The following is a 22751-nucleotide window of genomic DNA, read 5'->3' as shown; positions in this document are numbered from 1 at the left end:
ACTCCAAAAACGTTTCGGGATAGTCGGCGATCAGCCCTCTTGTTTCCGTTATGTTTAATTTGGCTTTGCCGCCGCCGATCGCGCTCTTGCGTTAAAAACGGCGCGGCGGCTCGCCAATGATTCGGCGGGCGCGATCAAGCCGATTTGCGCTCCTTCTTTTTCTCGATAAAAACGCGCAATCCCGAAGCGTGGCGGACGTTCACCCGCTCGCCGGCGGCAAACCGCGCCCCGTCAGGCGCGTCGTATTGCCACAGCGTGCCGCGAAACTCGACCAAAACGTCGTCTTTAACCGTCCCTTCGCCCTCTTCAAGCAAAAACTCGTCTTTGGGCTCGTCGCGCCGTTTGCGAACCAACCGCTTGCGAAAGACGATCATTAACGCCAAACCGATCGCGAGTCCGATCGCAATCTGCCACGCCCATTTATCGCTTCCAATCGCCCAGCCGACCGCGCCGCTGATCGCAAGCCCTATTCCATACCAAAGCAAGAAAAATCCGCCCGTCGCAAGCTCCAGCGCGATCAGCGCCGCGCCCGCGATCAACACCCACGCGCCGATCTCCATTTTTGCCCTTTAGTTTAAGATTTGGCGACCGTTTTTTTGAGCGTATCGCCAAAAACCGTCAAAGCTCCGATTAGATCGACCGCTTCGTAAGGCACGACGATCTTGTCTTTGCTCGGACTTTTGGCAAGTTCGTTAAACGCCGCGATCCTATCTTTTGCCAGCAGATACTCCGCCGACTGCGCGTTTTGACCAATCGCCGTCGCGATAACCTCGATCGCCTCCTGTTGCGCCTTGGCGATCGCCCTGACCTGAAAGGCTTGCGCGTCCGCCATTCTCTCGATCGCTTCGGCTTTTAGAAACTGCTCGGCTTTATAGGCTTCCGACGATCGGATCACCGCCTCTTTGTCCGCCTGCGCTTTAAGCTCGATCGCTCGTTTTTCGCGTTCGGCTTTCATCTGCATGCTCATCGCCTCTTGAATCTCGATCGGCACGGCGATGTCGCTAATCTCGATGCGCGTAACCTTCGTCCCCCAGTTTGCGCCCGCTTCGTCCAAAATAACCAAGATACGCGAGTTGATATGTTCGCGATTGGATAGAATCTCGTCTAGCGTCATCGCGCCGATCTCGCTTCTAAGCGTCGTTAGCGCGAGGTTTGAAACCGCCAACTGATAGTTGGTAACGTTGTAGGTGGTTTTATACGGTTCGGTTACGGCGATAAAGACGATTCCGTCGATATGAATCGTTACGTTATCGCGCGTGATCACAGGTTGACGCGGGATATTGATGATATGCTCTTTTGTGCTAAGAATCGCCGCCACCCGCTCGATAAACGGCACAATCAGATGAAAGCCCGCTTTTAATTCGCGATCAAACTTGCCCAATCGTTCGACCATGCGCACTTCGGCTTGCGAAACGATCACGATCCCTTTGAGAATCGTCAACACGATTACAATCGCTATGCAAATCAGAAAAATGCTAAACGGCGCCATTGCCAACCTTTTGTTAAAGTATTTGCGAAAGCATACGCAAAATCGGCTTTGCGAACGATAGCCGATTAACTCAAATTACGTTTAACGCGCGGCAAGGCTAGATTATATACAATACGCAAGACCTATTCAGTTAAGGGAAGACGATGAAAGTTTTGCGTTTTTTGGGAAGAGTTCCGTCGTTTATTTGGCGCGTCGCGAAATGGATTTTACGCGGCGTATTTGGCAGCGTTAATTGGCAAAGTCCGCCGTGGCTAAGGGCTGTCGGCGGAGCTTTGGGCTTTGCGGGGGGCAAGATCGCCGCGCACAAGACGTTAAGCGCGGTCGTCGTCGTAGCGGCGCTTGCGATTGCCGCCGGCTCGTATGTCGGTTACGTCTGGTACGACAACCGTCCAAAACCGATCGACGTCGCTCCGACGGAGCAGATCACGGCTAACGCGTATTTTTACGCGCCGTCTAGAACCGATTACTCTCAAACGCAAGTTTCGATTTATCCCTTAGCTATTAGCTTTGCCGCCGGCGTGGCGCCGCTAGAAAACGTAGGCAAACAGATTACGCAGGGCGCGAGCGTGTCGCCGTCGATCGACGGCAACTGGACGTGGGCGAACTCGGGCTATTTGGTTTTCCAGCCAAGCGTAGATTGGCAGGTTGGACAACGCTACGAGGTTAAGCTCGATCCAAAAACGCTAATCGCGTCGGACTACGACTTATCTCGGAGCGAATACGCATGGACGGTCGAGCCGTTCAGCTATAGTTTCGCCCAAAGAGAGTTGTATCAAAACCCCGAAAAACCGAGCGAGAAAAACGCGATCTACGAGGTTTCGTTTAACTACCCCGTCGATCCCGCGAGTTTTGAAAAGGCGCTTACGATGCAACTGCAAGCGCCCGATAAATATAAGATCGCGCCAAAACCTTTCAAATTCGTCGTCAAATACGACGAGAAAAAACTGCGCGCGTGGGTCAGAAGCGAATTTGTAACCCTTCCCGAAGTTGATAGCTATATGGCTCTCAACATAGCCAAAGGGGTCAAATCTTCGCTGGGCGGGCAAGCGACAAGCGATGCTAAAAACGTGTCGATAAGCGTGCCTAGCCCCTACCGTCAAGTCGTGCAAAACGCCTTTTTGACGCTTGCCGAAGGCGAGAACGACGAACAGACGCAGGTGTTGGCGATCGCGCTTGTCGATGGAGTAGAGCCGACGGCGATCGCCAAAGAGGTAAAAGCGTGGCTCTTGCCCAAAGATCACCCTGATCCCCGCAAAGTCTCGCAAAAAGACTATCGCTGGAGCGCGAACGACGATATAACCGACGAGATTTTAGCGCTCTCGCAACCGATGAAGCTGACGCTTGACGATACGGATAGCGGCGCGCAAAAACTGGTCAGTTTCAAATATAAGGGCGATCCAAATAGATACATATATTTAACAATTAGCAAAAACATTGTAACCGTAGGCGGCTACAAAGCAAAAGACGCTTTGCGTTACGCCTTTCGTATCCCAGAGTTTCCAAAGACGATTAAATTTGCCGCCTCCGGCTCTTTGCTCTCGCTCAAGGGCGAGCGCAAAATCGCGGTCGCGACGAGAAACGCCGCGGGGCTTAGATTGGATATCGATCGCGTAATCCCGACGCAACTACACCACCTGATCAATTTCGGAAGCGGCGGTTACAATTTTCAAGAGCTTCGGTTTGACTACGGCAAACAGGGCTATTTCATAGAAAACTTTACCCACCTGCAAAGATTGCCGCGAACGGCGAGCGGCAAAGTTTCGTATAACTCGATCGATCTCGATCGCTATCTTGGATCTGGCAAAGAGCTTACAGGCGTTTTCTTGCTAACGCTTTCGGCATGGAATCCCGATAACAACAGCACGGAAAACTATGGCTCCGGCGGACGGCGGCTTGTGGTTGTCTCCGATCTCGCCCTGATCGCCAAACGATCGGCGGACGGCTCGCGCGACATATTCGCGCAATCGGTCAGAGACGGAACGCCCGTCGAAGGCGTCAAAGTTTCGGTGTTAGGACGCAACGGCGAGCCCGTCGCGACCGCCGTTACAAACGAGGTCGGCAGAGCGCGTTTTGGCTCGTTAGAGCATTTGAAGAATGAAAAAACGCCGATTATGTATCTGGCTCAAAAAGAGGACGACTCGACCTTCCTGCCCTTTACAAGTTACGGCGGCTACGATCGCGTCTTGGACTATTCGCGCTTCGACGTAGGCGGCGAGTTTGATTCTCCCGAGCGCGGCAAATTAACCGCTTATATATTTAGCGATCGCGGACTGTATCGACCCGGGGAGAACGTGCATATCGCCTCGATCGTGCGGGCGCAGGATTGGGATATTCCGTTTAACGGCATTCCCGTCGTGGCGAACGTGTATGACGCTAGAGGGCAGCAATTTACGCGCAGGGACCTTAGGCTCGACGAAAGCGGCTTGAACGAGATCGAGTTTGAAACTCCGGAAAACGCGCCGACGGGCAACTGGAGCGTTCAACTTATCGTTTCGCCTAGTTACGGAGACAGAAAGAAGGCGGGCGTTTATCTGGGCGGGACGACTATCGCGCTAAGAGAGTTTGAGCCCGACAAAACCAAGATCGATCTGCGTCTTCTACCTAGACTGAAAAAAGGCTGGTTCAAGCCCGACGAGCTGAAAGCGGTCGTAAAAGCCGAGAACCTTTTCGGAACGCCCGCCGAAAACCGCCGCGTGGCTTCGAGAGCGATCTTGAATCCGACGGCGTTTAGTTTCAAAGAGTATGCCGGCTATAGTTTTTACGATTCGCTCGCGACAAATAATCGTTTCGAGTTTGATTTAGAAGAGAGAAAAACCGATCAAAACGGCGAGACTTCGTTGCCGCTAATCAATCAGTCGCACGAGCGCGCAAGCTATCAGATGACGCTGTTTGCCGAAGTGTTCGAGCAGGGCGCGGGCAGAAGCGTGGCGGCGAGCGTAAGCGCGATCGTTTCGCCTAACGACTATCTCGTGGGCGCGAAACCCGACGGCGATCTGAACTATATCAAGAAAAATACGGAGCGATCGCTTACCTTCGCGGCGGTCGATCCCAAACTAGAGCAGATCGCCTTAAACGATCTTGCGCTGGAGATATGGGAGCAAAAGTATATTTCCGTCTTGACGATGCAAGATAGCGGCGTTTATAAGTATCAATCCAAACTGGTAGAGGTTTCGCAAGGCGACAAACCCTTCGCGATCGCCAAAGCGGGATCGCCATACAGGATCGATACGGCAAAGCCGGGCGGTTACAAGTTGCTGGTGAAAAACAAAAGCGGCGACGTTCTGTATAAAACCTACTACGCGATAGCGGGCGAGGCGAACGTCGATCGCTCCAAAGAGCGCAACTCCGAACTCGAACTTCAACTCTCCAAACAAGAGTATAAAAACGGCGAGGAGATCGAGCTTGCGATTACGGCGCCTTATGCGGGTAGCGGTCTAATCACGATAGAAAAAGACAAAATATACGCCTTCAAGTGGTTTAAGACGACGACTACAAGCGCGATAGAGACGATTAGCGTTCCGCGCGATCTTGTCGGCAACGGCTATGTAAACGTGCAGTTTGTCCGCGATTTTAATAGCGACGAGGTGTTTGTCAGCCCGCTTAGCTACGCGGTGGCGCCGTTTAGAGTCTCGCTGGACGATAAAAGAGCGCAAACCAATCTTGACGCGCCCGCGCTTGTCAAGCCCGCGCAGCCGATCGCCGTAAAACTGACCACGCAGGGCAGACAAAAGGCGATCGTGTTCGGCGTTGACGAAGGCATATTGCAAGCGGCGGGCTACGCTTTTACTAATCCGCTTAACTTCTTCTTCCAAAAGAAAGCGCTCGGCGTGGAGAGCTTGCAGATACTCGACCTAATTTTGCCGGAGTTTAGCCGCTTTGAACGGCTCGCCGCGCAACCGAGCGGCGACGATTTTGCTGAGGACTCGTCGCCGTCCGCCAGCCGTCAGCTTAATCCGTTTAAGCGCAAGGTGGAAAAGCCCGTGGCGTTTTGGAGCGGCGTCGTGGATATAGACGGCGAAAAGAGTTTCGAGTGGAAAACGCCCGATTACTTTAACGGCAGGTTGCGCGTGATGGCGCTGATCGTATCGGCGGGCAAAATAGGCGCGGCGCAGACGAGCGTGGTCGTGCGCGACGATTTCGTTATCACGCCAAACGCGCCTTTCACCGCCGCGCCGGGCGACGAGTTTGAGGTTACGGCGGGGCTGTCCAACAACATAGAGGGTCTGCCCGAAGACGAGGCGGTTCCCATCAAATTAACCTTGAGCGTCAATAAACGTCTGGAGATCGTGGGCGAAAAAGAGGTCGCGCTTAACATAGCGCCGCAGAGAGAGGCTTTCGCGCGCTTTAAGGTTAGGGCTACTCAAGAGCTTGGCGGCGCGGAGTTGATATTCAAAGCCTCTTACGCGAACGGACCCAAAACCTACTCGGCGCAAAGAATCGCCACGACGTCCGTTCGCCCGTTAGTCCCGCTAAGAGCGGCGAGTCAGGCTAAGCGAATGGCTTCGAGCGAGGAGAGCGTGCAAAACGATCGCGATCTTTACGAGGCTTTCGCAAAACGAAACGCCTTTGTTTCGCGATCGCCGCTAATTCTCTCCAACGCGCTAACGACCTATCTTTACAACTACCCGCACCTATGCTCCGAACAGCTTGTCAGCGGCGCGTTAGCCTCGTTGGTCGTAGAGCCGTATCAAAAAGCGCTGAGCGGCGAGAGCGCGGAGGTAAAACTATCGCGCGTTTCGAGCATTTTGCAATCGCGCCAAAACTCTAGGGGCGCGGTCGGCTTATGGGAGACGACCTATTCGGGCGATCGGTTTGTGAGCGCCTACGCGGTTAATTTTCTGATCGAGGCAAAAGAGCGCGGCAAACAGATAAACGTCTCTTTGCTAACGGGGTTGAACAACTACCTATCGTCGTTGGCGGCGGACAGATCGATCGAGGATTTAGGCGGTCTTAGAATGCGCGCTTACGCGATCTATCTGCTTACAAGGCAGGGGCAGGTAACGACAAACCACCTAAACTCGACGCTTTCGGCGTTAAAACTGCATTACGAGCAGACCTATGAAAACGATCCGGCGGCGCTCTATCTCGCGGCGACCTACAAACTCTTAAAGATGGACAAAGAAGCCGACGCGCTGATGCAGAAGCAGTGGAACGCGCTTGCGCGCGCCTATACCGCCGCGTGGTGGTCGAGAGATTACTACGATCCGCTCGTGGTCAATGCGACGACTATCTACTTGATCGGCAAGCACTTTCCTGAAAAAGCGGCGGATGTTCCGCCGCAGGCGCTTGAGAATATAGCTCTGGCTTTGCATCAGAACCGCTACACGACGGTTTCGGCGGCGTGGTGCGCTCTGGCTTTGGATAGTTTTGGCAAGCTAAGCTCGCCCAGCGACGAGGCGCTTTCGATCGCGGCGAAAAACGCCGCCAATCAAACGCGCGACATCGGCAAAATAGAGGGCGTAATTGTTTCGGGCGCTTTCACAAAAGACGATCGCGAGATCATCTTCAAAAACGAAGGCGCCAGCGCGTGGTATGTCGTTTCGCAGGAGGGTTACGAGCGCGTCTTGCCTAAAGAGCCTATCAAAAAAGGGTTGGAAGTCTATCGGGAATACGCGGACGCGAACGGTAAGAAAATTAACGAGATTGTCGTGGGCGACGTGATCAATGTAACGGTTCGCGTCAAGGCGTTAGGTCCCAACGCGATCGGCAACACCGCGATTATCGATCTGCTTCCGGGCGGCTTTGAGATTGTCCCGCAAACCTCTAACGCGCGGGCTTCGAGCGAGGATAACGACGAAGAATACGACGAGGACGAGGACTACGGGCGAGAGGAGCGAGCGAGCGGATATAGAGGCTATGTGTCGCCGTTTGCGACAAGCGTCGATAATTTTTACTTGGATTACTCCGACGCGAGAGAGGATCGCGTATTGCTCTACGGCGAGGTAGGACGCGACACGGCGAGCTTTAGCTATCAGATCAAGGCGACAAACGCGGGCATTTACGAGACCGCGCCGATCTTCGCCGAGGCGATGTATGATCGAGAGATTCAAGCGCTTGGTCTTGGCAGCGGCAAAATTGTCGTAAAAGCCGCCGAATAGAGCGCGATCGGCGTTGTTTAGGCGCGTTAAACGATTGTCGCCTAAGCGCGGAGAGTTTGCGGGGGCAAACGCGACGGATAAACGCGCGCGCGGCAAGGGGAGCGTCGTTAGGCGCGCGCTGGGTCGCGTATGGGCGTTTGTCTCGAACGCGGCGGTAATCGCGGCGATAGCGTTGGCGATCGTCTATCTGCCGCGCCTGTTTCCCAAAGAGCCGTTGCAAAACGATCTGCTTTTTTCCGCCGCTTACTACGACGCTAACGGCGCTTTGCTGCGGCTTACGCTCGCCAAAGACGATCGCTTCCGTCTTTGGACGCCGCTAAGTCAAACGCCTCAAACGCTGATCGACGCGACGCTACTGCGCGAGGATCGCTACTTTTACTATCATCTCGGCTTCAATCCGTTTAGTTTGGCGCGCGGCGCGTGGGTAACCTATGTGAAAGGCGGCGACAGACAGGGCGGATCGACGCTTACTATGCAGCTTGTCCGAATGCGCTACAAGCTCAACACTAAGACGATCGGCGGCAAGCTGGAGCAGATCGCGCGCGCGACGTGGCTAGAGACGAGATACTCGAAAAAGGAGATATTAGAGGCTTATCTGAACTATGCGCCATACGGACGCAATATCGAAGGCGCGGGCGCGGCGAGCCTGATCTACTTTGACAAGCCGCTGAACGAGCTTACGCTGACCGAAGCGCTAACGTTAGCCGTTATTCCGCAATCGCCGACGGTGCGGATCGATAAAAACACGGGCTACGCCGGCAAAGGGCTATTCGAGGCGCGAAACGATCTTTTCGCCGAGTATCGCGCGAAGTTTGAGATAGACGACGAGACGGCGGCGCTGTTTGAACTGCCCTTCAAGATGAGGCGGATCGAGGATATGCCTTTTCGCGCTCCGCACTTTGTGGAGGCGCTCGCGCGAGAGGACTATATGGCGGGCAGATCGCCGCAGGTTACGCGAACGACGATCGAATCCGATCTGCAGACGCTATTAGAAACGCACATAAAAAATCATATACGGCAAAACGCCTCTCTGGGCGTTCATAACGCGGCGGCGGTTTTGGTCGATACGAGAAATATGCGCGTCGTCGCGGCGGTGGGTTCGGCGGATTACTTTAGCGACGCGATCTCCGGACGCATTAACGGCTTGAGCGCCAAGCGATCGCCGGGCAGCGCGCTAAAGCCGTTTATCTACGCGCTGGCGATCGATCAGGGCGTTATTCACCAGCAAACGGTGTTAAAAGACGTTCCCTCGTCCTTTGGCGCTTACGAGCCGGAGAACTTTGACGGCGGGTTTATGGGTCCGCTTAGCGCGCGGCAGGCGCTGATAAAAAGCCGCAATATCCCCGCGGTCTATTTGGCGAGCAAACTAAGCGAGCCGAGTTTTTACGACTTTCTAAAACGCGCCAAAATCTCCAAAATGGCGAGCGAGGAGCACTACGGGCTTGCTTTGGTTTTAGGCGGCGGCGAGGTAACGCCTCTGGAAACGGCGAAGCTATACGCGCTTTTGGCAAACGGCGGCGCGCTGAAAGAGCTTGTAAGCCGCATAGGCGAAGAAGCCGAAAGCGGCGAGAGGCTGCTTAGCCGCGAGGCGAGTTTTATCACGCTGGATATGCTCGCTTTCGCCCCTAGGATCGACGGCATACCCGCCGAGGCGGACGCTTTGCCAATCTATTGGAAAACAGGCACTTCGCGCGGTTTTAGGGACGCGTGGTGCGCGGGGCTGATCGGGCAATACGCGCTAGTCGTGTGGATTGGTAATTTTGACAACAGACCAAATCCGGCTTTTGTGGGCGCCCAGCGCGCCGCGCCGCTGTTTTTCACAATCTCCCGCGCGCTTCGCTCCACGCGAAAACTTGTCGATCCAAACCGCGTCGTTCCATCGACGATTAAAAAAGTCGAGGTCTGCCTCTCCAGCGGCGATCTGGCTACGGCGTGGTGCAAAAGACGCGCTAATACGTGGTTCATACCGGGCGTTTCGCCGATCAAAGTCGATACGGTTTATCGCCCAATATGGATCGATAAAACTACGAAAAAGCCGCTCTGCTCGCTTAATAACCTGGATAACGCCAGATTAGAGGTGTTCGAGTTTTACGCCTCGGATATTCTCGCCTTGTTTCGCAGAGCGGGGCTGCCCAAAAGGGAGCCTCCCGATATGAGCGCCTGCCGCAATCAGCCAATAGCGGGAGAGCCGCCATCGATCTCCTCTCCGCTTAAAAACGCCGTTTATGCGATCAGACTTTCAAAGCCTAACGAGCGTCGCGTAGTTTTTTCGGCGGCAAGCGACGCGGATACGCAAACGCTCTATTGGTTTGTAGGCGACGAGTTTATAGGCGCGGCGAAACGAGGCGAGTCGCTCTCTTGGGAGCCAAAGCGGAACGGGAATTTTATCGTCCGCGTTATCGACGATCGCGGACGAACGGATAGCCGCGAGTTAAAGACGGAAATTCTCGAATAGCGTTTCTATTCGCGCGCGTCGCAATTTACTCGCGCGATTGTAGGGCGATGTAAAGAAAGCGACTTTTGTGAAAAACGTCGCTTAAAATGCGACTCCAGCGCGCTCTCGTTCCAGAATCGACTTCGCAAGCGCGGTAACAGTCTCCCGCATACGAGCGTCCGCGATCTTGCCGTAACGCTGGGTTTGGCTTATGGACTCGCGATCCATTAGCCGCGTTGTCACAAGGTTAGAGCCAAATTTTTCGTTTTTGCGCGTTCAAGATGCCGCATAAACGTTACCTTTTTTCAACGAACCCTCTCGTAAAGCGCAACCACAAGAGATCGATCCGAGTCTCTTTCTTTAAGAGCTCCTACAGCGATCGCGCGGACAGCCGCCTGTCAAAGGCGACAATTCTTGAATAACAACTCTATTTGCGTCGCAATTTACTCGCGCGGACAGCCGCGAGCTAAAGACGACAATCCCCAACAACAACCCCGACGCGTTACGCTTGCGATTTGCCCGTATAGCCGCGCTGCGTCAGCGTTTCAAAACAAGTCCTTGTTATTGCCTTTTATGATTGTGTTCATATAACCGCGTTGCGGCAAACGTTTCAATAGATTAGGGCATACTCCGCTCGCAATGGCGCGCAAACCTCAATCTGACGGCGCAATCCGACAGGCGATTTGCCGCTGTTTGGCTAGGAGGCGCGCAAGCCCTCCGACGCGCTATTGTCGTCCCCCTCCCTCCCCCCATCCATCCCGTCATTCCCCGCCCCCCTGTCATTCCCGCAAAGCGGGAATCCATTTCCGGTATTTCGTAAAGACAACAAACAATCGCATTACGTTATTTCTATGGATTCCCGCCTACGCGGGAATGACGGGAGGACGAGAATGACAATGCGCGCTATATCGCCTCTTTCTTGTCATACGCGTGAAAACGGGTATTTAATACCGCCAGTAATTTTAGGGCTTTTGAGTTATGGCGCGTTCGTAAACTTCGGCGTGTAGGGCGAGCGCCTCGTCGATCGTTTTGGGCGGCGCGTTGAAGCGATCAAAGGCGGCTAAGATAACGCGAGAGATTGCGCCGAAACTGATCTCTTTGGATCGATAGCGCTTTAGCGCCGCCTCGTTCGCCGCGTTGAGAACGACGCCTAGTTCGGGCGTTGATAGCAGCGTCCCTTTGAGCGCCCATACGGGATAACGCGCCGTTTCGATCGGCTCGAAACGAATAGGCGGCAAACTAAAAAGGTCTATTTCGCCCGCGATCGGATCGTTTAACTCGCCCAAAATCGCGTAGGCTATCGCCAAACGCATATCCGTCGGCGAGGCTTGCGCGGTCATACAGCCGTCGGCAAACTCGATCAGCGCGTGGAAAAACGAGCTTCGTTCAACCGCCGCGTCAATTTGCGTCGTATCAAAGAGCCATCGCGCCTCCAAAAGCTCGAACAATTTATTGACCATTGTAGCGCTGTCGATCGTGATTTTCGCGCCCATAGACCAGTTCGGGTGGCGCAAAACGCGCTCGATCGGCGCGTTTTCGATCTTAGCGATCGGCAAATCCCTAAGCGCGCCGCCGCTTGCGGTAAGAATTATTCGTTTGATCGCTCGGCTTGGATTGAGATACCACGCTCCAAAATGTTCGCTGTCGATCGGGCGAATCTTATTAGCGTCGATAAACGCGCCCGCGCACACCAGAGACTCTTTGTTGGCGAGGGCAAGCCGTTTGCCGCTTTGTAGCGCCTTTAGCGTCGGGCGCAAACCCGCAAATCCCACGAGCGCGTTCACGACAAGCTCGCTCTCGCTTTCCTCGATCGCCTCCAAGATCGCCTCTTCGCCGTATTTGACGTTCGGGAAATCGATCTTTTCGGCGCTTTGGCGATCGGCGACCGCCACGCGTCGCGGCTTAAAACGTCCGATCTGCTCGTTTAGGCGCTCGGCGTTAAACCCCGCGATCAGCGTTTCGATCGGCAGGTTAAAACGCGCGGCTACGTCAAGCGTCGCGCAACCGATCGATCCCGTCGATCCTAGCAGAACCATCGACAATCTTTAGCCGATTTAACGCGCGAAACCATCAGCGATCTTTGATTAACTGAACCAGCGCTTTGGCTTTATCAAGCGCCTTTTGGCTTGTCGCGCCGGCGGTTAACACCACCGCGAGCCTGCGCCCTTTGCGGCTTACGGGTTTGCCAAAAATCCGAACAAACGAGTCGTCGCTAAATATTTCGTCCGGTATCTCAAGCGTCGGATTCGCGCTTTCGTTTTGGGCTTTATACGCCGCGCTCGCTCCCGCCGTAAGCAGGCTAAAACCAAGCGGCAAACCTAAGACGGCGCGAATATGAAGCGCGAATTCGCTCTGGCTTTGCGTAATTAGCGTAACCATTCCCGTATCGTGCGGACGCGGGCTGACCTCGCTAAAATATACCTCCTCGCCCTTGATAAACAGCTCCACGCCGAAAATGCCCCGCCCGCCCAAAGCGTCCGTAACGCGCTTTGCGATCGACTCGGCTTTTTCGCGAACATTGGCGCTTAACTCCGTCGGCTGCCAACTATAAACGTAATCGCCGTCTTTTTGGATATGCCCGATCGGAGGACAGAAGCGCGTTTCGTTTTCGGTGCGCGCGGTAAGCAGAGTAATCTCGAAATCAAACGGAATAAACTCCTCTACGATAAGCTCGCTCGCGTCGCCGCGCGCGTCCTTTTGCGCAAAATCGAAACTCTTTTCGAGATCGGCGAAACTTTTTGCGACGCTCTGCCCGTGTCCGCTGCTGCTCATCACGGGTTTGATCACGCACGGATAGCCGATCGCTTCGGCGGCTTTGACAAGTTCGTCGTAGGTTTTTACAAATCTGTAAGCGCTGGTTTTCAGCTTGAGCGTTTCGGAGGCAAGCTCTCTAACGCCTCTGCGGTTCATCGTCAGTTGGACGGCGCGGGCGTTTGGTATGACGCGGTATCCCTCCGCTTCGGCTTCTATCAGCGCCTCTATGCTGATCGCCTCGATTTCTGGCAGTATAAACGAGGGTTTTTCGCTTCTTATGATCTCTAATATCCGCGATTTATCCTTTAGGTCGATCGCGTATGCCTTGTTTGCCGCGAGGTGCGCGGGGGCGTTGGCGTAACGATCCAGAGCGACGACTTCGAGACCCATTCGTTGAGCCTCGAAGGCGATCTCTTTGCCCAGCTCTCCGCCGCCAAGCAGCATAATTTTTACGTTTGCGTTTTTGTAGGGCGCTCCAAAATCCATCGGCTATCCTTAAAATTTTTGGAAATTATATCCTTAAGTCGCGGCAATTGCGGACTATCGTCCATAATCAAACGTTTTCGTTATAATGCAGAACATAATTACAAGGATGAAAGTTGAGCAATGCCGCCGTCGCGCAAGAAGAGTTATCCATCCACCCCCCCCCCCCCCTCGCTTGCGGAAATAGCGTCGTCCTTTCCGTCGTAGTCCCGTGTTACAACGAAAAAGAGACGATACCGCTTTTCTACGAAGAGATTAGCAAAGCGGTTAAAGAGCTAGAAAGCGCGGGCGTTAGCGTCGAGTTTATTTTCATCGACGACGGCTCGCTAGACGACACTCCTACAATAATTCAAGAGCTAAGCGAGAGAGACGATCGAGCGCGTTTCATAATTTTCAGTCGAAACTTCGGTAAAGAGGCGGCGATGTTGGCTGGTTTGCAGGCGGCAAAGGGCGATTTTGTCGTTATAATCGACGCGGATTTACAACATCCGCCAACTTTGCTACCCGTTATGCTAGAGGCGCTCAAAAGCGGCGAATATGACTGCGCGGGAACGATACGAACAAGAACGGGAGATTCAAAATTGCGCGCGGCGCTAAGTCGCGCGTTTTATCGCGTAATAAACAAATTATCCGATATGGAAATTATCGACGGCGCGGGCGACTTTCGTATGATGTCAAGGCAATATGTGAATGCGGCGTTATCGTTAAGCGAGCGCAATCGCTTCTCTAAAGGCATATTTCAGTGGATTGGGTTTAGAACAAAATGGTTTCATTACGAAAATCAACGACGTGCCGGCGGCGATACAAAATGGTCTTTTCGCAAATTATTTTTATACTCTCTGGACGGAATTGTCGCCTTTTCGTCTAAACTGCTCGCCTTTGCCTCGTTACTAGGGGTTATCCTGTTTGCGCTCTCGATATGCGCGGTTATATTTATCATAGTTCGCAAACTGATGTTCGGCGATCCGGTGCAAGGGTGGGCTTCCACCGTTTGTATAGTTCTGTTTTGCGCTGGCGTACAGCTTTTCACCACCGGTATATTAGGCGAATATTTGGCAAAAACATATAGCGAGGTGAAGCGCCGTCCGCACTTTATAATTCGCAAGCAAAAATGAGCAAAATTGTGATTATAAACGCCGACGATTTGGGTCTTAACCACTCTCGTAATATGGCGATCCTCGAAGGATACAATAGCGGCGTTCTAAAAAGCGCGAGTCTGATGGTAAATGGCGAGGAGTTTAACGAGGCTGTCGATATTATTAAGCGTTGTCCAAATCTTAGCGTCGGCGTTCATCTAAATATAATAGAAGGGCAATCGCTGACAAACGCTTCGGCGCTAACCAACAAGCAAGGACTATTTAATAAAGGATTTATCGGCATTTTGCTTAGATCGAGAGCTAAAGGGTTTTTGGAAGCCGTCGAAGTAGAATTTCGCGCTCAAATAGAGCGGGCGCGAAGCGTTTGCCGTATCGATCATCTTGATTCGCACGTACATACGCACGCTATTACCCCCATTTTTAAGATCGCGGTCAAACTTGCAAACGAATATAAGATTTCGTTTATTAGAACGCAATATGAAAAACCATATATTGTCCCTTGCATAGGCAAGATATTTACGCTCAAATATCCGATCAATATTGTGAAAATAGCCTTGCTTAATCTATTCACAAAAATAAACCTAAAACATATAGTTAAACCGCTTAGAAGCAATGATAGCGTTATTGGCGTAGGCTATACGGGCATGATGGATTTTGACGCTATAAAATACGGCGTTAGGGCGGCAAACGACGGAATCATCGAAGCTATAATACACCCAAATCTTAATTCTAGCGAACATAGCGCGGTTATAAACGCCGCTCTTAAAGAGCTTTTTGTTATTTCCAATTATGCGCGACTAAATCGTGAAAATGATCAACAAAGTTAAATCTTTAGTATTGGACAAATCAATAGTCAGATTCGTAGCGGTTGGCTACGCAAACGTATTATTGGGCGCGGCGATTATGTTCGGACTCTATAACCTAGCTGGTTGCGGCTATTGGCTCTCTTCGGCGAGTAGTTATATCATTGCCAGCGTTTTTAGCTTTTTTATGAATAAACGCTGGACGTTTGAAAACAAAGAGCGCTCGCAAAGGCAAATTGCGCTTTTTGCTTTAAATATAGCGATCTGTTACGTTATCGCTTACTCGATCGCAAAGCCTATGATATATTATTTGCTAGAAGCGCTTGAGCAAAGCGCTAGAGATAATATCGCGCTGTTTGTCGGTATGTGTATATTTACTATATGCAACTACTGCGGACAGCGGTTTTTTGTGTTTAATTTACGAGGAGCAAAGTAATGCAAACAAAGCGTATATGGCTTAATCCCATATTCTTAATCATAATCGCCGTTTGTTCGGGAGCGATCTTTGCCTTATACGCGATCGAGACTTTAAGCGCGCAATACTTCGAGCATAATAAAAGCAAAAGTTACTTTATAGACACTAGGAACTTTCCGCCGTTAAGATTAGACGATGAAACTTTACGTATTATCATAAAAAGCAATAAGATTTATTCGTTCCCTAAGCGCGGCGAATTTACTTTTGGCGTTTATAAATATCGTAACGTTGATCTACTGAGTTCGGAGGCGCCGGACGGCGTAGTCGTTAAAATATACGCGGACGATAACCTAATCGCGCAAGAGACGCTAAATCCGTATGCCGATAAAAGCGCCCCGTATATTGAGGACGGTCTTGCCAAAAATTACGATATAAAATTTGATATTCCCGAAGCTACGCAAACGCTTATTATTGAATTTTTGCAAAACAAAAACAATAATCTTGATATTATCGCGCCCGCTAAACTTAAAGCGCATAAAGCAAACGCGCTTGGCAGCGTCGTAGCGTCAATCGCTTTGTTAAGTTTTATAGCGTCTATTATTGCGTTGGTCTTTGCGGCTATTCGGCGGCGTTCTTCGAATCAAACTATACAAAAAATATACGATTATTTCTACGATGAAAAAAAGGCGTTGTTTGTATATCGTTCGGCTCTCGTAATTTTGATTTTGTTTGTCGCATATTTTATTATGGTTTCGGCAGGCTTTACCTTCAATCAGGAAGGAAGATTTCATCTGCCTATAAGCCTAGACGACCTCTTTTTGTATCATACGCCAAGGGCGGACGGCAGATTTTTCCCGCTTGCCAACACCGATTATAATCTATTATGGTTTTTGCCATACGGTTTTAGCTCGCAAGGGTTTTATTTTATCAATCTTATTACTTTTATCGCTACTATATGCGCGATGACATACCTTATAAGCCAAAGCGACAAAGATAAAATTGCCAGCCGTTATATAAACGCTTTTTTTCTGATCGTTATTCTGCTTTCGCTCAACCGATCGATAAAAGCTTTTATGGAGATAATATATCCTGAGCGCTTGCTCTCTTTAACGATTGTTATTTTTTTGCTTCTGTATAAAAAAGCGTATGATAGCGACAAGATTGCGTGGTATGTCGCCGCGCTGCTGACCGCTATTTACGCGACTTATCAAAAAGAGCCTATGTTTGGCGTTTTTATAGTATTTGCGCTCTTTTCGTTTCTCTTCGCGCCAAAAACAAGAAATCGCGTTGCGTTTAACGCGGCGTTAATTATTAACGGCGCTATTTTTCTGCTGATATACTATTGGACTACAATAAAACTAACAACCTCTTTTTATCGCATAGACGAAAACGCTGTTACTCTTTCCGAACACGCCGCTTTATTTGCTAAGACGTGGCTGTTTATTATCCTATTTATCTTTTCCGCCGTTCGCGGCTGGTTTATTACGGTTAAAAAAGATCGCGCTCATCTATTTTATGACGCGACGCTATTTGCGGCGTGCGCGTTCGTGTGCGCATACTTAATCTTAGGTTTTCTCAACTTGCCGCGCGCATATTACTATTACGCCCCCGTTGCGTTCATGTTCGCTCCTTCGCTGATCTGTTGGAGTAAATATTTATATTTTAACAACCGCCGCGCGCTTTTTTGGTCGATCGCGATCGCTTTGCTGCTATCTTGCAGAGTATTTAGCTTAGACGACGAAATTGAAGCGCGTAGAAAAAATCATGATTTTATCGTCGCGTTGAGCGCCTACGCAAAGTTGGATAAACGACTAATTGTGATTAACGACGACGCAAAATACGATTGGCAAATATCGAATCTCGTAAATTTAGCTAAATACATAAACAGCAAGACTTACGCGCTTAAAAACAAAACGCGAGAGATAAATATCGAACGGCTTTCGTCAAGCGATCCGATTGATTACGACGCCGTTTATGTTTTTCTTGGCGATATTAACGCGCGTTTCACGGGTTTCAGACCCATATTGACGGCTAAGGCTTCCGGAATTGGTCCATTTACCGCGTATATATACGACGAACGATAGCGATTATTTTGTCGCCGACGCGAAACGGCGCCAAACTCCGACTTGGTTTATGCCCCCGATCGCGTCTTAGCGTTTGAACGGCAATCTTTGTATTGCCGCAAAACCTATCTTTGTCTCCGACGAGAACGCCTGAAAAACATAACATATATCAGCGTATTTTGACCTCGCTATACGCCGCGATTGAAAAGACGCGCAAATAACGGTTGTCGCGGGCTTTTTCCAAGTTTGCCGTCATCAAGTAGTTTGATGTTATGCTCCCATTTTTTAAGATACGCTTAAAGTTTCATCAATCGTCCCAAAATTATTCTAAATTCTGTCTTGATCGCGGCGGTTTTGGAGCGATTATTTAAGGTTAGTTTGATAGGCTAACGATTACGCTTATCTGTTCAGGTAAGCAAACCCTCAAGGAGTCTCAATGAAAAAAGTTTTTCTTAGCGTCGCTGTTGCTGGCGCTTTAGCGACAAGCTCGTTCGCGTTGTTCGACGGGCAATACGGCGGCAACCGCTACGCGGCTGCCGGTTGCGGTCTTGGCAATATGCTGTTCGCCAACGAATCGGCAAAAAGCAACGATATTGTTTGGCAGATTCTTGGCGCGACCGTAAACGGCACGGGTAGCCAAACTTTCGCTATCACCACCGGCACTAGCGGCTGCAACCCTAGCGGCGTTTTCGCAAGCAACGAGGAGTTGAACAACTTCGCGGGGCAAAACCTTGATAAACTCGCTTTGGATATGTCCAAAGGTTCGGGCGAAACTCTCGACGCGTTTGCCGATCTTGCGGGCGTAGCGGACAAACCGACCTTCTTCGCGGCGGCGCAAGCCAATTTTGACAAAATTTTCACCGGCGAAAATATCAGCGCGGGCGAAGTTCTGACGAATATGGACGCGGTTTTATAACCGACCAAATTCTGGAGGGGGGCTATCATCCTCCTCCGCCTTTCTCTGGCTTGAAACTTTTTTTAATCCTGCTTTTTCCGATTGTTTTGTTTGCAAGCTACGCAAACGAGCTTAAAACCAAAGCGATCGATCTAAACTTAAGCGATCATCCGCGCTGGCGCGGAATGGTCGGCTATAAACCCGCGGCGTTTGGCGGAGTAAAGAGCGTAATCGACGATCGGCGGTTTTTTCTGGCACGCGACGGCAAAACAGATCCGCAAAGCGAGCTTTTAGCCACGATCGACTCCTTTTTCGCGGGATCGTTCGAGGGCAACGCGAGCCTAGATACGCGCTGTATCTTTACGGCGCGTTGGCGTTTTCTCAAAGAGGCGCTAACGATCGACGAAAATCGTTTAACGCCCGTTAAGTGCGAGGCGTTTGAACACTGGTATAACGGCGTTAGCGGCGATCGGCTGATATTGGTTTTCCCCGCCGCGTATATGAACAATCCCGCCTCCGTCTTTGGACATACGTTTTTACGAATCGACAAAAACGACTCCTCCAACGCGCTGATTGGCTACGCGATCAACTACGAAGCCTATATTCCGCCCGAAGAGAGCGATATTATGTTTGTTTTCAAAGGTCTTTTCGGCGGCTACGACGGCTATTTCTCCGCGCTGCCATACGCGCAAAAAGCCAAAGAATACGGCGATCTGGAAAACCGCGATATATGGGAATACGAGCTGAACTTTACGCGCGAGGAGATCGATATACTGCTTTACAGCGCGTGGGAGTTTCACAACTTTTCGCGCGATTACTACTTTTTTAAGGAAAACTGCTCGTTTGTCCTGCTGGAATTGATGGAATACGTCAAAGGCGATATCGATCTTACCTCGCGTTTTACCGGTTTCGCCGCGCCGGTGGATACGATCAGGGCGTTGATAAGCGAGCCGAATATGTTAAAAAACGCCGCCTTTCGCCCTTCGCGCAGCTCGCGCGTCGCGGCTTTGGCGCGCGGCGGCGGCGATCGCGTATCCGACGCGGCGTACGCGATCGCCTATGGCAAAACGCAACCCAGCGAGGCGATCAAAACGCTAGATAGGCGCTCGGCAATCATCGCGCTGGAACTTGCGATGGAGTTTGTGGAGTATCTCCACGGCAAGGATAAGATCGCCTTTGAAGCGTATAAAACGCGCCTGTTTGCCCTGATGAGCGCGCGAAGCTCGCTTGGCATAAACGACGCGCCGATCAAGCCGATAACGCCTTTAGTCCGCCCCGATCAAGGGCATCTGATCTCCCGCGCCGCGATCGGCGTCGGCTACGACGACGAGGATAAGCCAAGCGCCAACGCTAGAATCCGCGTCAGCTATCACGATATGGTCGATCCAAGCGGCGGTTTCGCCGCTGGAAGTTCGATAAACGCGCTCGATCTGTGGGTTCAAAGCGCGGACGATTCGACGCGCGTTCGCAAATTGACGTTGCTGAATATGGAGAGCTTCACGCCTAGAAATCGCTTTTTCAACCCGATTTCGTGGCGCTTCGCGCTGGGCTGGCAGGAGAACCCGCCGAGTCTGCCGCGAAACGGATACGGCTATTTTAAGGGCGGCGCGGGGCTTGCGTTTGGCTTTGAAGCGATAATCGCGTATCTAAGCGCGGACGGCGAGGCGCAAACGGGCAAGCGGCTATACAAAGAGCGCGCCTTTTACGCGGGCGGATCGGCTGGGCTGATCGTAACGCCGTTTGACAAATTGCGCGCGCGTTTTGAAGTCAAACAAGATTACGATCTTGCCGATCATAACGAGCCGCGAACGCAACTGAAGCTGGAGGCGAGTTACGCGCTGGAAACCAATTTAGCGTTAAGGTTTGAGTTCGCGGGCGAAAAACTAAAGGGATCGGAGCTAAATGAGGCTTTTATTTTTATCGATCATTTCTTTTAGCCTGTGCGGGTGCGCCTCGCTCTTTTTTCACCCCGATAAACAGGTTCGTTTTACGCCGGAGTTTTTCGAGACGGATTACGAAACGAGGACGATTGACGCGGACGACGGCGAAAAGCTGTTCGCGTGGCTGCTTAAAGCGGAAAATCCAAAAGCCGCGATCGTTTTTTTTCACGGCAACGCGGGCAATATCAGCGAACACCTGCCGAGCGTTTTTTGGCTGGCGCAACGAGGCTTTAACGTGCTAAGCGTCGATTATCGCGGATACGGCGCCTCAAGCGGCAAACCTTCGATCGAGGGGTTGATTATCGACGCGCGCTCGACAATCAAATACGCGCTAAACGAGTTTGAAGGAACGCCGATCGTCGTTTTTGGGCAGTCGTTAGGCGGCGCGGCGGCGATAAGCGCGATCGCCCCTTACAAAGACAAGATCGCCGCGCTGATCTCCGAAGGCGCATTTTCAAGCTACGAGGTCGTCGCCAAAGAGATAGCCAAACGTAGCTGGATCGGTTATCTCGCGCTGCCGTTTTTGGGCGATGTGGCGCCCAAGCGATACGATCCGATTGAAAATATCGGCGCGCTGGAGGGCTTGCCGATCTTGATTATTCACGGCGATCGCGATCCGATCGTAGCCGTTAGCCACGCTCGCAATCTCTTTGACGCGGCGAAAGAGCCTAAGGAGCTTAAAATCGTTTTTAACGGCGGGCATATCGGCTTATTCGCCGCCGATCGCGCCCGCCGCGATAGTTTCGCTAAAATGATTATGGAGACGATCGAGCGTTAACCGCCCGCCCGTTTTTTAGATCGCGGAGGTTTCGCTACGCGCCGCGATCGCCGATTTGCCCGCAGGTTTAGTCGATCTGCCGGCGGCGGTAGGTCGGGCTAGAGAGATCGTCGTCAAAATCGCCGACAGCTTTTCTATGTTGCGCTTCGCGCTTGCGAATTATGCTAGGTTCGTCCATATCGACCATTCTGCCGTCCGAAAACACAAAGCCGCCTTTTTGCGGATCGTAAGTCATAGTCCCGCCGGAGGGTTTGCTTTCGGAAACGCGCGCGCTTTTTGACGAATTCATCTCCACGTCCGGTTCTCCGGACGAGAAACCCGTGGCGATAATAGTTACGCGCACCTCTTCGGGTTTTAGCGAAGCGTCGAGCGAGGTGCCGAAAATAACGTCGGAATCGTCGCCAACCGCGTCGTGAACCACCTGCATAGCGCGGTTAATAGCCACGAGCGGATAGACGGGATTAAATTGAAAGTGCGCCAATACGCCCATAGCGCCGTTGATAGAGAGATTGTCTAACAGCGGCGATTCGATCGCGTCTTTCAGCGCGTCGTAAGCCGAATCGTTTCCTTCTAGCGAGTGTCCCATACCCATCAGCGCTTTGCCTCTATGCCCCATAACGGTTTTAAGATCGTTAAAGTCGGTGTTGATGCCGTCCATACCGCTAGGCAACACTACGGAGCTAATGCCTCTTACGGCGCGCGCCAATACGGCGTCAACCATAGCGAAACTTTCAGCGTAACTCATACTCTTATCGACGATAGAAAATAGTTTTTCGTTTGGAACGACAATCATCGAATCGCATTCGCCTCTTAAAGACTCTAAACCGTTTTTGGCTAACTTGCTTCGTTTTGGTCCCTCAAAGGAAAACGGTAGCGTGCAGACGCCGATCGTAAGCGAGCCGTTCTCTTTCGCCGCCTGCGCTACTACGGGGCAAGCGCCCGTTCCCGTGCCGCCGCCAAGCCCCACCGCTATAAACACTAAATCCGCCCCTTTAAGAGCCTCTTTGACTTGATCGTAGCTCTCTTCGGCGGCTTGTTTGCCCACTTCGGGCTGCCCGCCCGATCCAAGTCCGCTTGTGCGTTTTTCGCCTAGTTGTATTTTGGTTGACGCGAGCGAGGTGGCAAGATGTTGATAGTCCGTGTTGGCGACGATCATATCGATCCCTTTTTGCCCTTCGCGTATCATATAATTAACCATATTCGCGCCGCCGCCGCCCACGCCGATCACTTTTATATTAACTATATTCGGTCGCTCCGACTCTTCCACCGTAAATAGATTATTGACGCTGCTTTTGCTCATCTAGCCGCCTTTGTTAAAAATTTAAGAAAACCAAATCGTCGTTTCGCAAACGCGATCTCCAAAATTTCATTGATAAATCGGATTATCGCTCGTTTACTAAAGGTTTCGCGCGACGCGAACGCCGAGCTTTTGATCGCCGCCGCCGTTTTGAAAACCGCGTTTTTGTAGCTAATCGATATGTTATTAACCGCTATGTTCATCG

Annotated in this window: 15 protein-coding genes; 9 read left to right on the top strand and 6 right to left on the bottom strand. The window is 51.6% G+C overall.

The genetic code is table 11. The features are described 5' to 3' along the window. Positions 1-134 precede the first annotated feature (134 nt). Positions 135-560: an NfeD family protein gene (locus LBF86_02825; protein MDR0664442.1), complete on the bottom strand. Its 426-nt coding sequence runs from the start codon at positions 558-560 to the stop codon at positions 135-137. A gap of 14 nt (positions 561-574) precedes the next feature. Beyond that, a complete protein-coding gene (locus LBF86_02820) occupies positions 575-1489 on the bottom strand; it encodes a paraslipin (protein ID MDR0664441.1) in 915 nt (304 codons plus the stop codon). A gap of 143 nt (positions 1490-1632) precedes the next feature. Here LBF86_02820 and LBF86_02815 point away from each other — a divergent pair, with 143 nt between their 5' ends. Then, positions 1633-7587, top strand: a complete 5955-nt coding sequence (locus tag LBF86_02815; GenBank protein MDR0664440.1) for an alpha-2-macroglobulin family protein — start codon at positions 1633-1635, stop codon at positions 7585-7587. Between the two features lie 34 nt (positions 7588-7621). Next, complete coding sequence (gene pbpC / locus LBF86_02810; protein ID MDR0664439.1) at positions 7622-10042, top strand: penicillin-binding protein 1C; 2421 nt, start codon at positions 7622-7624, stop codon at positions 10040-10042. A gap of 941 nt (positions 10043-10983) precedes the next feature. Here the strand turns inward: pbpC and dxr are convergent. Together dxr and purT are read right to left on the bottom strand one after the other, a co-directional pair. After that, a complete protein-coding gene (dxr, locus tag LBF86_02805) occupies positions 10984-12057 on the bottom strand; it encodes a 1-deoxy-D-xylulose-5-phosphate reductoisomerase (GenBank protein ID MDR0664438.1) in 1074 nt (357 codons plus the stop codon). Between the two features lie 34 nt (positions 12058-12091). Continuing rightward, positions 12092-13261: a formate-dependent phosphoribosylglycinamide formyltransferase gene (gene purT / locus LBF86_02800; protein ID MDR0664437.1), complete on the bottom strand. Its 1170-nt coding sequence runs from the start codon at positions 13259-13261 to the stop codon at positions 12092-12094. Positions 13262-13374: 113 nt separating this feature from the next. On the opposite strand from purT, the gene LBF86_02795 reads away from it, so the two are divergent. The 7 genes from LBF86_02795 to LBF86_02765 all read left to right on the top strand — a co-directional run bounded on the left by LBF86_02795 (position 13375) and on the right by LBF86_02765 (position 21249). Next, entirely contained in the window at positions 13375-14373 is a 999-nt protein-coding gene (locus LBF86_02795) for a glycosyltransferase family 2 protein (protein ID MDR0664436.1), read from the top strand. Next, positions 14370-15182: a ChbG/HpnK family deacetylase gene (locus LBF86_02790; protein ID MDR0664435.1), complete on the top strand. Its 813-nt coding sequence runs from the start codon at positions 14370-14372 to the stop codon at positions 15180-15182. The genes LBF86_02795 and LBF86_02790 overlap by 4 nt, the downstream gene beginning before the upstream one ends. Next, a complete protein-coding gene (locus tag LBF86_02785) occupies positions 15166-15594 on the top strand; it encodes a GtrA family protein (protein ID MDR0664434.1) in 429 nt (142 codons plus the stop codon). The genes LBF86_02790 and LBF86_02785 overlap by 17 nt, the downstream gene beginning before the upstream one ends. Beyond that, entirely contained in the window at positions 15594-17657 is a 2064-nt protein-coding gene (locus LBF86_02780; GenBank protein MDR0664433.1) for a hypothetical protein, read from the top strand. The genes LBF86_02785 and LBF86_02780 overlap by 1 nt, the downstream gene beginning before the upstream one ends. A gap of 415 nt (positions 17658-18072) precedes the next feature. Then, positions 18073-18552: a DUF3015 domain-containing protein gene (locus LBF86_02775; protein MDR0664432.1), complete on the top strand. Its 480-nt coding sequence runs from the start codon at positions 18073-18075 to the stop codon at positions 18550-18552. Positions 18553-18602: 50 nt separating this feature from the next. Next, complete coding sequence (locus tag LBF86_02770; protein MDR0664431.1) at positions 18603-20468, top strand: DUF4105 domain-containing protein; 1866 nt, start codon at positions 18603-18605, stop codon at positions 20466-20468. After that, entirely contained in the window at positions 20434-21249 is an 816-nt protein-coding gene (locus tag LBF86_02765) for an alpha/beta hydrolase (protein ID MDR0664430.1), read from the top strand. The genes LBF86_02770 and LBF86_02765 overlap by 35 nt, the downstream gene beginning before the upstream one ends. A gap of 67 nt (positions 21250-21316) precedes the next feature. Here LBF86_02765 and ftsZ read toward each other — a convergent pair whose 3' ends face one another. Both ftsZ and LBF86_02755 read right to left on the bottom strand, forming a co-directional pair. Further along, positions 21317-22549: a cell division protein FtsZ gene (gene ftsZ / locus LBF86_02760; protein ID MDR0664429.1), complete on the bottom strand. Its 1233-nt coding sequence runs from the start codon at positions 22547-22549 to the stop codon at positions 21317-21319. After that, positions 22546-22749: a hypothetical protein gene (locus tag LBF86_02755; GenBank protein ID MDR0664428.1), complete on the bottom strand. Its 204-nt coding sequence runs from the start codon at positions 22747-22749 to the stop codon at positions 22546-22548. Before LBF86_02755 ends, ftsZ begins: the two co-directional genes overlap by 4 nt. Positions 22750-22751 lie beyond the last annotated feature (2 nt).

This window comes from Helicobacteraceae bacterium (assembly GCA_031258155.1).
Classification (GTDB): domain Bacteria; phylum Campylobacterota; class Campylobacteria; order Campylobacterales; family SZUA-545; genus JAIRNH01.
Note: the sequence above shows the minus strand (reverse complement) of the source record. Positions and strands in the feature narration are given on the sequence as shown.